Consider the following 13,508-nt stretch of genomic DNA (forward strand, 5'->3'; position numbering starts at 1 on the left):
TCTCACTCCTCCTCCGCGAGGGCGAGGAGTTTGGTGACGGTGGCCCAATTCCGGCCGGTGCCGCGGACCTTGAGCTTGCGTTCGACGACGATCGGAAGCTTGGCGTCGCGCATGCCTTCGGGGAAGTTGTAGTAGATCTCCCGTTCGGAAAGGGCCATTTCCTCGGGGGCGTGGGCGCTCGCGTCGAAGCCTTCGAGCTTGGTGCGGTCGACGGGGTCGGCGTAGAACACCACGAGGAACTTCGAAGGGTGGCCCACGTCGAGGGGGTTCGCGTCGACGGCGGCGCGGATCTCGTCCGCGGTGCGGACCATGACGGCGATGTCGGTGCCGTACTTCGCGGCCAGTGCGGTTTCCACGGTCTTGGCGACCTTGGCCGTCGCCGCGACGGGCGCGGTGAAGACCGCATTGCCGCTCTGCAGCAGCGTCTTGGCGTCCGCATAGCCGATGTCGGCGAGGAGGGCCCGGAGTTCGGCCATCGGGACCTTGTTGTGGCCGCCGACGTTGATGCCGCGCAGCAGTGCGATGTACCGGGTGGTCCGGGTGGTCCGGGTGGTCATGTGAGCGCGTCCTTGGGGTCGAGGAGTCGGGCGACAGTGAAGGCCGAGTCGCCGGGGCGGCCGAAGTCCTGGACCATCCACACCTCGGAAAGGACCGCCTTCGCGAACGCCCAGGCGGTGAGCCGCTCGCGGCCGAGGTCGGCGCCGGGGACCGTGCCGTCGAGGTCCGCGGCGAGGCGGTCCAGGCGCGCGTCGAGCGCCCGGCCTGCCGTACAGCCCAGGGATCCGGCGAGGAAGTCACCCGGGTTCCACAGCAGTTGTGCGGTGTCGAAGCCCGGGTCGCCCACCGCGCCGTGCGGATCGACGGCCAGCCACGCCGGGCCGGCGGCGCGTCGGGCGCGCAGGACGTTGTCGTGGTGCAGGTCGCCGTGCAGGAGCACCCGGGTGCCGGACGTCGCGACCAGGACGTCGAACACCTCCGCCGCGCGGTCCACCAGGCCGTCGCCGAGCGGGCCACCGCTGCCGAACTCGGCGCGGTACCAGGCGAAGTGCTCGGAGTGTGCGGCGATGTCGGTGACTTCAAGCCCGGGTGGCACGGGCCGCCACAACGCGCGCATGGTCGCGGCCAGGACGCCGGTCGCCGCGTCGTCGGCCGCCGCCGTACCGGACGCCGTCACCTCGGCCGCGAGCGGCGTACCGGGCTCGGCGCGCTCCATGAGGTAGGCGTTGAGACCCGGGTCGAAGTCGTATACGCGCACCGCGCCTTGGCCGTCCCAGGCGCGGAGGACCGCCGCCTCCGCCGCGAGGTGGCCGGTGCCGGGCGGAGCGATCTTCAGGACGGCCGCGCCCTCCGGCCCGTCCACCGGGACGACGAAGTTGTAGGACAGGGGATAGGGATCACCGACCGTGAGTGCGCGGCGTGCGGCGTACGCCTCGACCAGGTCCGGCAGTTCGGCGAGCCAGGCACGTCCCGCGGCACCGTGCGCGCCGCTGACGAAGCGCCTGAACGCACGGTCCGGCTTCCAGTCCGCCCGCATCCCGGTCGGCCCCCGTTCGTGGTCCCCGTACGCCCGCTCAGACCGCCGCGGGCAGTTCGGCCGGACGCGGTTGCAGCAGGGCGTCCATCAGCGGTGCGGACGGGTCGATGGTCAGGTCGAGCGACGCGGGCGGACGGCCCGCCCGGATCAGCAGATCGCCCACGGCCGCCGTCATCGCGCCGTTGTCGGTGCACAGCCGCAGCGGCGGTACGCGCAGGGTGATGCCCGCTTCCGCGCAGCGCTCCTCGGCCATGGCCCGCACCCGCGAGTTCGCCGCGACGCCGCCGACCACGACAAGGGTCTCCACGCCGCGGGCCCGGCACGCCGCGACCGCCTTGCGCGTCAGCACGTCGGCGATCGCCTCCTGGAGCGAGGCCGCGGCGTCGGCGACGTTGGGCTCGCGTCCGGCTCGGCGCTCCCCCTCCACCCAGCGGGCCGCGGCGGTCTTGAGGCCGGAGAAGGAGAACCCGAACGGGTCGTCGCGCGGCCCGGTCATCGGACGCGGGAACCGCACGGCCCGCGCGTCGCCGTCGCGTGCGGCGCGGTCGACGTTGGGACCGCCCGGGTAGGGCAGGCCGAGCACGCGCGCGGCCTTGTCGAAGCACTCCCCCGCGGCGTCGTCCACGCTGTCGCCGAGGTGCTCGATGGGGTCGACGGCCAGGTCGCGGACGTAGAGGAGGGAGGTGTGGCCGCCGGAGACGATGAGCACGACCGACGGGTTCGGCAGCGGTTCGCCGTCAAGGGTCGCGGCGGCGACGTGGCCGGCGAGGTGGTGCACGCCGTACAGCGGCACGTCGAGCGCGACCGCGTACGCCTTGGCCGCCGCGACACCGACCTGGAGTGCCGTCGCCAGCCCGGGGCCCGCGGTGACGGCGACCGCGCCGACGTCGGCCAGCGTGAGCCCCGCGTCGTCCAGTGCCGCCCGGACGACCGGGGTGACCGAGTGCAGGTGCGCTCGTGCCGCGATCTCGGGCACGACGCCGCCGAAGCGCGCGTGCTCGTCCATGCTCGACGCGACCGCCTGACCGAGGACGACGCCGTCCCGGACCAGGCCCACGCCGGTTTCGTCGCAGGACGTCTCGATCCCGAGGACCACCGGACCCACCGCTGCCACCATGCCTTCCGCCGCCGGCCTGCCGCTGCCTGCCGCTTGCCTGCCCTATGCGTGCTGCCCGCCCGGTGCCGTTCGCTCCGGTTGCCTGCCGGTACTGTCGCCCGGCCGCCGGGACGATGCTAGTCGCCGAACACGCGATCCGGCGTCCGCGCAGGTCAGCGTGGGTGGGATCGGCGATACCACCGTCATCCGGAATCCGGACCGGGCGGAGTCGGGTTGGCCGCACACGTAGCCAGAACCGCCCATCCCACCGGCCCGGCACTGTCGGGCCCGATCCCCCGGAGGGGACCATGCAGCAGCAGACGCAGACCGCGGCCGACGACCGCCAGGTGCACGGCCACGTCGCGGACGGCTTCGAGGAGGTGCGTACCGAGTTCGAGGCGCTCGTGGCCGCCGAGTACAACGAGCCCGGCTCGCAATTGGCCGCGTACGTCGGCGACCGCCTGGTGGTCGACCTGTGGGCGGGCGAGGGCATGCGCGGCGACTCGCTGCACCCGGTGTTCTCCATCACCAAGGGCGCGGCGTTCACGGTGGTCGCGATGCTCGTGCAGGACGGTGTGCTGGACCTGAACCGCACGGTGGCCTCGTACTGGCCCGAGTTCGCCGCCGAGGGCAAGGGCGAACTGACGGTGCGTGAGCTGCTGGCCCACCGGTCCGGCGTCATCGGCGTCGACGGTGGCTTCAGCACCGACGAACTGGCCGACGACCGCATTGTGGCGGCGCGGCTGGCGGGGCAGAAGCCCTTCTGGGAGCCGGGCAAGGGGTACGGCTACCACGCCTACGTCATCGGCGGGCTCACCGGCGAGGTCGTGCGGCGCGCCACGGGGCAATCCGTCCAGGAGATCTGGGAAGAGCGCGTACGGGCGCCCTACGGCCTCGACTTCTACATCGGGCTGCCGGAGGACCAAGAGGCCCGCGTCCAGGACGTCCGCCCGATGGCGCCGCCCCCGGAGGTGGCCGCCCAACTCGCGGCGAACCGGCCGGCCCGGGACAGCCACCTCGCGGTGGCGTTCAACTTGCACGCCACCCCGCCCACGGATCTCGCGACGTTCGCGAACACGCGCTCGGTGCGCGCGCTCGGCCCGACCTCGGCGGGCGGCGTCGGCAACGCGCGCGGGCTGGCGCGGTTCTACGCGGCCGCGATCGGCGACGTGGACGGCCGGGCGGCGCTGCTGCGACCGGAGACGATCGCCGAGTTCTCGCGTCTGCACACGCCGGGCACGGATCTGGTCACGGGCGAGGAGGACCACTTCGGGCTGGGGTTCGAAACGTCGCACCTGCGCTACCCGTTCCTGGGCGGCACGGCGTTCGGGCACAGCGGGGCGGCGGGGTCGCAGGCGTTCGCGGACCCGGCGAGCGGGGTCGCGTACGGGTACACCCGGCGGCGCTTCCACTTCCCGCCGTCGGGCGGCGCGCCGGAGAACGACCGGCTGGCGGCGGCAGTCGTACGTGCGGCGAAGCGCCTCGGCAAGTAGGGGCCGCCCGTGCCTGCTCATCAGCGGACCGCGACCCGCACAACCGCCAACCGCCAACCGCCAACCGCCAACCGCCAACGGCCAACGGCCAACGGCCAACGGCCAACGGCCAACGGCACAAGGTACGGCCGTCGTGCGGGTCCGCCGAACAGCCGTGTGACGCCGGTCACATCCTCCCGGCCGACTGAACCTTTCCGCCACGCTCGGTCTGTCTTCTCCGTGAGGGTTGAGGGGGCGAGCGTGGCGGACACGGCGCGGGCCGGGGGCACACCGCCCCTGGACGGCGACTTCGCGGGGTACGTGATGCGGCGCTGGCCGGTCGTCGTACGCACCGCCTACCTGGTGTGCGGCGACCGCTCGACCGCCGAGGACCTCGCCCAGGGCGCGTTCGTCCGACTGCACCGGCACTGGAAGCGGGTCAGCGCGAGCGGCGCGCCCGACGCGTACGTCCACCGCATCGTCGTCAACCTGGCCGTCCGCCACGCCCGCAAGCACCGCCGCGAGGTCGCCGACGCGCAGCCGCCGGACGGCGTCGCGGAGGACGGATACGCGCGCGTCGACCAGCGCGACGAACTGTGGCGCGCGCTGCGCAGCCTGCCGCCCAGAATGCGGGCCGTGCTCGTCCTGCGCTTCTACGAGCACCTGAGCGAACGCGAGACCGCCGACGCGCTGGAATGCGCGATCGGCACCGTCAAGAGCCAGACGTCGCAGGGGCTTGCGCGGTTGCGCGGCCTGCTGGGCGAGACGTACGACGCGGGTCGGCCCCACGGCACAGCACCGTCGGCGGCCCACCGACCGGATGCGGAGCTGCCATGAACCCGGAGACCGAAGGGAGGCTGGCCGCGGCGCTTTCCGAGCGGGCCGACGAAATGCCTTTCGGGGACGCCCCGTTGGCGGCGATCAGGCGGGAGAGCGCGCGACTGGACCGCAGACGGCGGCGTCTGGTGACGGCCGGTGCGGCGTGCGTGGCCGCGACGGTGGTCGCCGCAGGCGCGGTCGCCGCGTTGTCGGACACGGACGGGCAGGCACCCGCAAAGCCGCTGCCCTACCCTTCGGACCTGGCTCCCCGGCCCGCCCCCGGGCCCCTCACGCCTTCGCCGGGTGCGACGGCACCCCCGGACGTGCCGACTGCCGCACCGACGGCGGCATTTCCGCCCGCCCCCGATCCGGCGATCGGGGCGCTCGACGCGGACGCCGTACGGTCCGCGATGCGTTGGCCGACCCGCGGATCACTGCGCGGCGACCCCGCCGTGCGCGACGCGGCGCGGGCCCGCCTGATCGCGGATTCCGCGACGGGCAAGGGAGTTCTGCGCTCCCCCGACGACGCCGCCTGGCTCGACGTGACCGTCTGGTACGCGGCCGATACCCCGGCCGGCCGCATCGTCGTGGTCGGCGCCACGGTGAACCGGCCCGGCGCTTCGGTGGGTGCGGACATCGTCGTATGGGCGGGCCCGACCGGCACACCGATCGCGGATCTCCGGATCGTCGGCAACGTGGGCGAGTCGCTGGATGCCGACATGACGCTGTCGCGACTGATCGAAACCCCGGGCGGCTGGTGGCTGTTCGCCATGTCGGCGCCCGGTGCGGACGCCGCGAAGGTCTCGTGGCACCCGCAGTTCGACAAGCGGGGACCGGCACCCCGGACATGGGTGGACGTCGGTGCCGACGACGGCGTGGTGCTCACCCCCGCCCCCGGACGCGCCGTCGCCGCCCGCGTCGCCCTCATGCGCGGCGGAACGGTCGCCGAACAGCCGGTGATCGAGGACAGCCACGACCTCGACGACCCCAGTTTCCTCCCCCCGGGGCCGACCCCGGACTCGGCCCCGGTCACCGAATGGCTCGCGGCCCGGCTGGCGTTGCCCCTCGGGGTGTCGGCCGGCGACCTGGCCGTCAACGAAGTCGCCTACGGCCGCGGCACGAACGGCCACGCCAACCACCTGCTGACCGTCCGCCTGCCGAGCGGTGCCGTCCTGGTCGCCCTCGTCGCGGACCGCCCCGTCCCCGACGGGCCGCCGCTGCGCAGCCTCATGGTCGCGGTCGCCCCGGGTGCGGTCGCGGCGGGCGACGAAGCCGGCGGCTCCACCGACACGATGGTCCGGGACCGGGTGTGGACGTGGATCAAGGAGGACCACGTCACCGTGGCCGCACCGTCCGCTCCGGACACCGAAGTACGCCTGAACCAGCCGGGATCGCCGCCCCGCCTCGGGACCCTGGACGCCGACGGCTTCGCCGACCTCCCCGTCCGGCCGGACCTCCCGGTCGCCGGCGTGACGGTCGAGGTCGCCCAGGCGAAGGACATTTGGCGCCCCTCGGTCACCCCCGGCTCCAAAACCCACACCGACCCCTTCGACCTCCGCGACTGAAGCGCGGCCGAACCGACTGTCCCGACGGAACCGGGCCGAGCCCGGCTCAAGGGCCCTCGCCGCCCCGCGGAACGGTGCGTGCCGGCCGTCAACGGGTCAACGGGTCAACGGGTCAACGGGTCAACGGGTCAACGGGTCAACGGGTCAACGGGTCAACGGGTCAACGGGTCAACGGGTCAACGGGGAGCGGACGGCTGCGCAGGCGCCGCAGTGGCCGGTTAGGGCTACTGCGGTGGGGTCGAGTGTGAAGCCGTGTTCGGTGGTCAGGCGTTTTGCCACGTCGGCGAGCAGGTCGGCGGCGACCTCGTCGACGCGGCCGCAGGTGCGGCAGACGACGTGCAGGCGCGGCTCGGCGTCCCCGAGGAGGGACGCGGACAGTTGGTAGGCGGCGGCGTCCTGGCCCATCCTGGTCTGGACGACCAGCCCCAGCCGTTCCAGTGCGTCGAGCGCGCGGTAGATGGTGGTGCGGTGGACGCCCGGGGCGGCGCGGTTCACGCGTACGAAGATCTGATCGGCCGTCAAGTAGCTCTCGGTGTCGGCGAGGACGCGCAGCACGGCGGTCCGGGCGATGGTGACGCGTTCCCCGTGCGCGCGGATGCGGCGTACCGCCTCGTCCACCGGGTCGGGCCGGGAGGGGGTGGGGTGGGGCGCCGCGGGGTCCATATGCAACAGTGTCGCATCTGGGTGCGGAACGGACGGCGCCGGGACCGGAGACCGGACGGAAAGCGGGGAGGGCGGCATGGACTCGATGGCGGGATCGCCGGGCGCCGCTGCCGCGCGGCCGATCGAGCCCCCGGCCGACGGCTCTCCGACGACGACCGGAGCATCCGGGGTTGTCCCGGGCCGGGTACGGCAGCGCGCCGACGCGTGCCCGGGCACGGTCGACGCGGCGCCTGCGGATGACGGCCTGGTTGCCCGGGTGCGCCTCCCCGGCGGCCGGATCTCTCCCGCCCAGCTCACCGAACTCGCCGCAGTGGCGGCTGCGTTGGGCACCGGATCGGTGGATCTGACCGCGCGGGCGAACGTCCAGGTACGCGGACTCTCGGCAGACGGCGTCGGCGAACTGGGCCGAAGGCTCGCGCGGGCGGGCCTGCTGCCCTCGCCGACGCACGACCGGGTCCGGAACATCGTCGCGAGCCCCTTCGCGGGGCGGGCGCCCGGTGCGCTGGTCGACGGCGACGAGTTGGTCACCTCGCTCGACGCTGCACTGTGCACGGATCCGGAACTCGCCTCTCTGTCAGGGCGTTTCCAGTTCGCCGTGGACGACGGAACGCTGCCGGTCGCGACCGCCCGGCACGATGTGGCCCTCGTTGCGGTGGCCCCAGGCGTCGTCGCGTTGCGGGTGGCGGGGGTCGACACCGGGCTGTACGGCACGTCGCCCCACGAGGCAGTCACTCTGGCGACGGCGGCGGCCCGGGCCTTCGTGCGGGCGAGTGAGGCCAGTGGGGCTTGGCACGTCCGGGAACTCCCTGGCGGAGCGGAGGAGTTGGTCGCGGCCCTGGGCGGCGGCCCAGTACGCTCGCATGAGTCGGACGGTGCCTCGCACGGCGGCCCGGCTCCTCGGACCCGACAAAAGCGCGTCGCGGTCGGTGTCCTCCCGCAGGCGGACGGGCGGTTCGGCATATCCGCGCTCGTACCACTGGGCCGCCTGACCCAGGCTCACCTGGCCGTCCTGGCCGGATTCGGCGCGCACGGCTTCCGGCTGCGCATCGCGCCGTGGCGTGGCGTGGTGGTCGGCGACGTACCCGAGGTGGAGGGACGCGAGGTCGGGGTACGCGAGGTCGGGGTACGCGAGGTCGTCGCGGCGCTCGACGCGGTCGGCCTGCCGTCGGATACCGGTTCGCCCTGGCTCGGCGTCAGTGCGTGCAGCGGGCTCGGCGAGTGCCGCCGGGCAGGAGCCGATGTGCGGTCGCTGGCACGCGACTTCGTCGCCCGGAGGAGCCACGACGACGGGACCGCCGTGCACTTCGCCGCCTGCGAGCGCGGCTGCGGCAGACCCCCGGGCGCGTCGCTCGTACTCGCCGACGGCGCCTTTGCCGAGACCGATGCCGATACCGACGCCGCTGCCGACGCGGCCACGATGCCCGGCGTATCGCCCGCCCGCTCCGAACCCCTGTACCCCGCACACCTCGAGAGGTCCTCGTGGACGACTGGCTGAAGGACGGCGCCGAGATCTACCGGCGTTCGTTTGCGACGATCCGCGCCGAGGCCGATCTCGCCCGGTTCCCCGACGACGTGTCGCGCGTCGTCGTACGCATGATCCACGCCTGCGGCATGACCGACCTCCCTGACGACGTGGAGTTCCACCCCGACGTCGTACGCGCCGCCGGCGAGGCGCTGCGCGGCGGCGCGGTGATCCTGTGCGATGCGCAGATGGTCGCGTCCGGTGTGACGCGCGCCCGCCTGCCCGCGGAAAACGAGGTCAAGTGCCTGCTGTCGGACCCGCGCGTACCGCAACTCGCGTCAGACCAGGGGACGACGCGCAGCGCCGCAGCGGTGGACCTGTGGGGCGACGACCTCAAGGGAGCCGTCGTCGCGGTCGGGAACGCGCCCACGACGCTCTTCCGGCTGCTCGAACTCCTGGACGCGGGGGCCCCGCGTCCGGCCGCAATCGTCGGGGTGCCGGTCGGCTTCATCGGCGCCGCCGAGTCGAAGCGTGCGTTGGCCGAACGCGCCGGAGACATCCCGTACTTGGTGGTGCACGGACGCCGCGGCGGCAGTGCGATGGCTGCCGCGGCGCTCAACGCGATGGCGAGCGTGCGGGAGTGAGCGCAGCCGTCGCCCCCGACTAGTCGTCAGCCACCACCGAGACCGTCCCCGTGAGCCACACGCCGGAGCCCCCCGTGACCGAAGCCGCGCTTGACGCCGTGCTCGCATCCACCTCCCCCGCCGCACCCCCAGTCGACATCGACGCCGACGCCGACGCAAAAGCCGCCGAGTCGGCCGCGTCCGCCGCAGGCGCCCCCACCGGCCGCCTCTACGGCGTCGGACTCGGCCCCGGCGACCCCGAGTTGATGACGCTCAAGGCGCACCGGCTCATCACCTCCGCGCCGGTGATCGCGTACCCCGTAAAGAAGGGCGCCCCGGGTGTCGCGATCACGATCGCGGCGCCGTACCTGCGCCCGGAGCAGATCCGGCTGCCGATGGAGTACCCGGTCACGACCGGCGAGACCGACCACCCGGGCGGCTACGACGGCGCGCTGGCCGAGTTCTACGACTCCACGGCGGCCGAGATCGCCGCGCACCTGGACGCCGGGCGCGACGTCGCCGTGCTGTGCGAGGGCGACCCCTTCTTCTACGGCTCGTACATGTACTGGCACGAACGCCTCGCCGACCGCTATCGCGCCGAGGTCGTCCCGGGTGTCACGTCGGTCAGCGGGGCATCGGCCGTGCTGGGCCGACCGCTCGTGCAGCACGACGAGGTGCTGACCATCCTGCCGGGCACGCTGCCGCCCGATGTGCTCGCGGCACGGCTGCGCACCGCCGACGCCGCGGCGGTGATCAAGCTGGGGCGCCGGCACTTCGGGCACGTGCGCGAGGCGTTCGAGGACGCCGACGCCGCCGGGCGCGCGTGGTACGTCGAGCGGGCGACCACCGATCGGCAGCGCGTCGCGCCGTTGTCGGAGGTCGACGCCGGATCGGTCCCGTACTTCTCCCTCGTCATCGCCCCGTCGCCCTCCCCCGGCACGCCGTTCGCGACCAACCGCACGCCGGGCACGGTCGTCACGGAGGAGTACGCGGTGCCCGCCCCCACCGGCGTCCTCGGGTCGGTCGACGTGGTGGGACTCGGCCCGGCCGGGCCCGCGTGGCTGACCCCGGAGGCGCACGCCGCTCTCGCGGCGGCCGACGACCTGGTGGGGTACGGCCCGTACGTCGCCCGCGTGCAGCCGCGCCCCGGCCAGCGGCGCCACATGACCGACAACCGGGTGGAGGCCGAACGCGCGCGCCACGCCCTGGCGCTCGCCGAGGCGGGTGCGCGGGTGGCGGTCGTGTCGTCCGGTGACGCGGGCGTCTTCGCGATGGCGTCCGCGGTCCTGGAGGCCGCCGACGAGACCAAGAGTCCCGTGCCCGTGCGGGTCGTCCCCGGGCTCTCCGCCATGCAGGCGGTCGCCTCCCGGGCCGGGGCACCGCTGGGGCACGACTTCTGCGTCATCAGCCTGTCCGACCGGCTCAAGCCCTGGGACGTGATCGCGCGCCGCCTGACCGCCGCGGCGAGTGCGGACCTCGCGGTCGCGCTCTACAACCCGGCGTCGAAGGCACGGCGGCACCAAGTGGCCGACGCGCGGGACCTGTTCCTGGCGTACCGCGATCCCGCGACGCCCGTGGTCGTGGGGCGGGACGTGGGCGGCCCCACCGAGGCGGTGCGGATCGTACCGCTGGGCGAACTCGACCCGGAGACGGTCGACATGCGGACCCTGCTCATCGTGGGCGCGTCGACGACGCGGACGTACCCGCGGCCGGACGGAAGCCTCGGGGTCTACACGCCGCGCCGCTACCCGGCCTGAGCGCGCGGGGCGGCGCCTGCCCACGTACCGCACAGGTCTGACGGCACAGGTCTGACGGCACAGGACAGTCAGGGACCGCGAGGCAACAACCCGGCCCCGCGGTGCCTCACTCCAGGACGTGCGCGACCCACCGCTCCGCCTCGGCGACCGAGGCCACGCACGTCTCGGCGGCCACCGCCGGACGGCTGATCACGACGACCGGCAGCCGCAGTTCGCGCGCCGCGTCGAGCTTGGCGGCGGTCTGCCCGCCGCCGCTGTCCTTGGTGACCACGACGTCGATCCCGTGCCGGCGCATCAGCGCGATCTCGTCCTCGACGGTGAAGGGGCCGCGGGCGAGCAGGAGTTCGAGGTTGCGCGGGACGGCGTCCTCGGGCGGCTCCACGCTGCGCAGCAGAAACCACAGGTCGTCGAGGCCGGCGTAGGGCGCGGTCTCCATGCGCCCGGTGGTCAGGAACACCCGGCTCCCGACGCCGGGCAGCAGCGCGGCGGCCTCCTCGGCCGACCCGACACGTCGCCAGTCGTCGCCGTCGCGCTCGGTCCAGCCGGTCCGCTCGAGTCTGAGCAGCGGTACGCCCGCCGCCGCGCACGCCGCGACGGCGTTGGCGGAGATCCGCGCGGCGAAGGGATGCGTCGCGTCCACGACGGCGGCGGCACGATGCTCGCGGAGCCACGCGGCGAGTCCCGGGGCACCGCCGAAGCCGCCGACCCTCGTCTCACCCGGCGGCAGGACGGGCGCCTTTGTGCGGCCGGCCAAGGACGAGACGACGCGTACGCCGCCCGGCGGCGGCTGCGCCACCAGGCGCGCCGCCAACTGCCGCGCGTCGGACGTACCGCCGAGGATCAGGACGACCCGCCGCTCCGCCACCGCCCGTTCTCCTGCCTGTCCGCGCCGGGGGCTGCGCCAACCGCCGCCGTGGCGCCCCATCCCCGCGTTGTGCCGATCCCCGATCCCGATCCCGGTGCCGCGACGGCGCCGGTGTCGCGTCCATCCCACCATCCCGCTCCGGGGGCCGCGCCAAGCCCCCCGGGGCGGGCGCCGTACCGGCGCACCACGCCGAGCACTCCGCGCGCACCCGCGCACCCGCGCGCCCGCCGGGAAGGCCGATAAAGCTGACATATAGTGAGGAACCACTACCTCTAGTCGCCGAGTCCCGGAGGCCGCCGTGGACGCCCGTGCCCAGCAACTGGCCGATGCGCTCGTCGCGAAGTGGTCCGCCCCGGCCGGAGTCGAACTCATGACCGCCGGCGCCACCGTCCTCGGCCAGATCATGGGCGAGGGACCGCTGCCGGTACGCGACGCCGCGGCAGTCCTCGGCTGGCCGGACGAGGACGTCCTGCGCCGCTTCGACGCCATGGGCTTCCGGCTGGAGCTCAACGGCAAGGGCGACATCGCGGGCGCGGGGCTCTCCCTGCTGCCGAGTGCCGCGCACACGGTCGAGATCAACGGCACGCGCTACCACGGCTGGTGCGCGATGGACGTCCTGATGTTCCCGATCGTGTTCGGCAACTCGTCGCCCGCCGCGTCCCGTTGCGCGGCGACGGGCGACCGTGTCCACCTCACCGTCACACCGGACGGGCTGAAGGACCTCGACCCGGCCGGCATCCACGTCACGCTGGCCCCGGCCGCCGGCGGCGAGATCCGCGAAGTCTTCTGCAACCGCGTCAACTTCTACGGCAGCCGGGAGGCCGCGGAGGCGGCCGCCGGAGCCGACCCGGACCTCGCCGTGTGCACGGCCACCGAGGCGTGGACGGTGGCCCGGCGGCTGGCCGCACTCTTCTGACCGGGGCGGCCCGGTCAGCGGAGTCCGAAGGCGCGACAAGCGGATCGACGCCACACCGACTCCCACACCGGCGCCGCCCCCGAACCCGGCACCGAACGATGTCCGCGGGCACCGGCGGCGGTGCGCGCGGGCATCGTCCGGACGCCCAGCCGTCGACATACGGCCGGCGGGCGGTCATCCCAGCTGGCCGACCTTGTAGTCGCCGTTGGCGGGCTGCTTGACCATGACGTTCCCGCGGTTGAAGGCGTTGATGACGGAGATCGCGCAGACCAGCGCGGCGAGTTGCGCCTCGCTGTAGTGCTTGGCGGCGTTCTCCCACACCTCGTCGGTGACTCCGCCGGCCGCGTCGGCCATGCGCGTGCCCTGCTCCGCAAGCTCCAGCGCCGCGCGTTCGGCCTCGGTGAAGACGGTGGACTCGCGCCAGGTCGCGACCAGGTTGATGCGCGTCGCGGACTCGCCCGCATGTGCGAGCTCTTTGGTGTGGATGTCGATGCAGACGCCGCAGCCGTTGATCTGGCTGGCCCGGATGTTCACCAGCTCCAGCGTGGAGTACGGCAGATCCGTCTCCCTGAGCAGGTGGCCCGCGGCGATGAAATTCTTCATGATCTTCGCGACGACCGGGCTGCCGAAGAGGTTGAGTCGAGCGTCCATGATGCAACTCCTGTGTCGTCGTTGTGGCCTACACCCCCGAGACGAAACAGCCGCAACCCCTGTGACATCGACCGGCCCCCCGCCT

Annotated in this window: 13 protein-coding genes; 7 read left to right on the forward strand and 6 right to left on the reverse strand. The window is 73.7% G+C overall.

Annotation, left to right across the window (positions count from 1 at the left end; translation table 11 throughout):
- Positions 1-2: 2 nt before the first annotated feature.
- The 3 genes from ACWD12_RS25350 to tsaD are packed head-to-tail and all read right to left on the reverse strand — an operon-like array spanning position 3 to position 2,651.
- Entirely contained in the window at positions 3-557 is a 555-nt protein-coding gene (locus ACWD12_RS25350; protein ID WP_450101478.1) for a DUF1697 domain-containing protein, read from the reverse strand.
- Positions 554-1,534 (reverse strand): aminoglycoside phosphotransferase family protein, encoded by a 981-nt coding sequence (locus ACWD12_RS25355; protein WP_450101479.1) that lies wholly within the window; start codon positions 1,532-1,534, stop codon positions 554-556. Before ACWD12_RS25355 ends, ACWD12_RS25350 begins: the two co-directional genes overlap by 4 nt.
- 37 nt (positions 1,535-1,571) lie before the next feature.
- Positions 1,572-2,651, reverse strand: coding sequence for a tRNA (adenosine(37)-N6)-threonylcarbamoyltransferase complex transferase subunit TsaD (gene tsaD, locus ACWD12_RS25360; RefSeq protein WP_450101480.1), 1,080 nt, complete (start codon positions 2,649-2,651; stop codon positions 1,572-1,574).
- Between the two features lie 287 nt (positions 2,652-2,938).
- Between tsaD and ACWD12_RS25365 the strand changes: the two genes are divergently transcribed.
- The 3 genes from ACWD12_RS25365 (at position 2,939) to ACWD12_RS25375 (ending at position 6,486) form a co-directional block, all read left to right on the forward strand.
- Complete coding sequence (locus ACWD12_RS25365) at positions 2,939-4,123, forward strand: serine hydrolase domain-containing protein (protein WP_450101481.1); 1,185 nt, start codon at positions 2,939-2,941, stop codon at positions 4,121-4,123.
- A gap of 240 nt (positions 4,124-4,363) precedes the next feature.
- Positions 4,364-4,939, forward strand: coding sequence for a SigE family RNA polymerase sigma factor (locus tag ACWD12_RS25370; protein WP_450101482.1), 576 nt, complete (start codon positions 4,364-4,366; stop codon positions 4,937-4,939).
- A complete protein-coding gene (locus tag ACWD12_RS25375; RefSeq protein ID WP_450101483.1) occupies positions 4,936-6,486 on the forward strand; it encodes a hypothetical protein in 1,551 nt (516 codons plus the stop codon). The genes ACWD12_RS25370 and ACWD12_RS25375 overlap by 4 nt, the downstream gene beginning before the upstream one ends.
- A gap of 168 nt (positions 6,487-6,654) precedes the next feature.
- On the opposite strand, the gene ACWD12_RS25380 is transcribed toward ACWD12_RS25375, so the two are convergent.
- The gene (locus tag ACWD12_RS25380) at positions 6,655-7,149 is read right to left on the reverse strand and encodes a Fur family transcriptional regulator (RefSeq protein ID WP_450101484.1); all 495 of its coding nucleotides are present in this window, start codon (positions 7,147-7,149) and stop codon (positions 6,655-6,657) included.
- A gap of 76 nt (positions 7,150-7,225) precedes the next feature.
- Between ACWD12_RS25380 and cobG the strand changes: the two genes are divergently transcribed.
- The 3 genes from cobG (at position 7,226) to ACWD12_RS25395 (ending at position 10,991) form a co-directional block, all read left to right on the forward strand.
- Entirely contained in the window at positions 7,226-8,644 is a 1,419-nt protein-coding gene (gene cobG / locus ACWD12_RS25385; RefSeq protein WP_450101485.1) for a precorrin-3B synthase, read from the forward strand.
- Entirely contained in the window at positions 8,629-9,255 is a 627-nt protein-coding gene (locus ACWD12_RS25390) for a precorrin-8X methylmutase (RefSeq protein ID WP_450101486.1), read from the forward strand. Before cobG ends, ACWD12_RS25390 begins: the two co-directional genes overlap by 16 nt.
- Before the next feature lie 137 nt (positions 9,256-9,392).
- Positions 9,393-10,991, forward strand: coding sequence for a precorrin-2 C(20)-methyltransferase (locus tag ACWD12_RS25395; protein ID WP_450101508.1), 1,599 nt, complete (start codon positions 9,393-9,395; stop codon positions 10,989-10,991).
- Positions 10,992-11,097: 106 nt separating this feature from the next.
- Here ACWD12_RS25395 and ACWD12_RS25400 read toward each other — a convergent pair whose 3' ends face one another.
- The gene (locus ACWD12_RS25400; protein ID WP_450101487.1) at positions 11,098-11,856 is read right to left on the reverse strand and encodes a cobalt-precorrin-6A reductase; all 759 of its coding nucleotides are present in this window, start codon (positions 11,854-11,856) and stop codon (positions 11,098-11,100) included.
- A 298-nt stretch (positions 11,857-12,154) separates the two neighbouring features.
- On the opposite strand from ACWD12_RS25400, the gene merB reads away from it, so the two are divergent.
- The gene (gene merB / locus ACWD12_RS25405; RefSeq protein ID WP_450101488.1) at positions 12,155-12,772 is read left to right on the forward strand and encodes an organomercurial lyase; all 618 of its coding nucleotides are present in this window, start codon (positions 12,155-12,157) and stop codon (positions 12,770-12,772) included.
- A gap of 174 nt (positions 12,773-12,946) precedes the next feature.
- On the opposite strand, the gene ACWD12_RS25410 is transcribed toward merB, so the two are convergent.
- The gene (locus ACWD12_RS25410) at positions 12,947-13,423 is read right to left on the reverse strand and encodes a carboxymuconolactone decarboxylase family protein (protein ID WP_358356849.1); all 477 of its coding nucleotides are present in this window, start codon (positions 13,421-13,423) and stop codon (positions 12,947-12,949) included.
- Between the last annotated feature and the right edge of the window lie 85 nt (positions 13,424-13,508).

It is taken from the genome of Streptodolium elevatio (genome assembly GCF_053592165.1).

Bases quoted from the DNA above. Each gene is read 5' to 3' on its own strand.
- ACWD12_RS25350 (WP_450101478.1), bottom strand. From the start codon at position 557: ATGACCACCCGGACCACCCGGACCACCCGGTACATCGCACTGCTGCGC.
- ACWD12_RS25355 (WP_450101479.1), bottom strand. From the start codon at position 1,534: ATGCGGGCGGACTGGAAGCCGGACCGTGCGTTCAGGCGCTTCGTCAGC.
- tsaD (WP_450101480.1), bottom strand. From the start codon at position 2,651: ATGGTGGCAGCGGTGGGTCCGGTGGTCCTCGGGATCGAGACGTCCTGC.
- ACWD12_RS25365 (WP_450101481.1), top strand. From the start codon at position 2,939: ATGCAGCAGCAGACGCAGACCGCGGCCGACGACCGCCAGGTGCACGGC.
- ACWD12_RS25375 (WP_450101483.1), top strand. From the start codon at position 4,936: ATGAACCCGGAGACCGAAGGGAGGCTGGCCGCGGCGCTTTCCGAGCGG.
- ACWD12_RS25380 (WP_450101484.1), bottom strand. From the start codon at position 7,149: ATGGACCCCGCGGCGCCCCACCCCACCCCCTCCCGGCCCGACCCGGTG.
- cobG (WP_450101485.1), top strand. From the start codon at position 7,226: ATGGACTCGATGGCGGGATCGCCGGGCGCCGCTGCCGCGCGGCCGATC.
- ACWD12_RS25410 (WP_358356849.1), bottom strand. From the start codon at position 13,423: ATGGACGCTCGACTCAACCTCTTCGGCAGCCCGGTCGTCGCGAAGATC.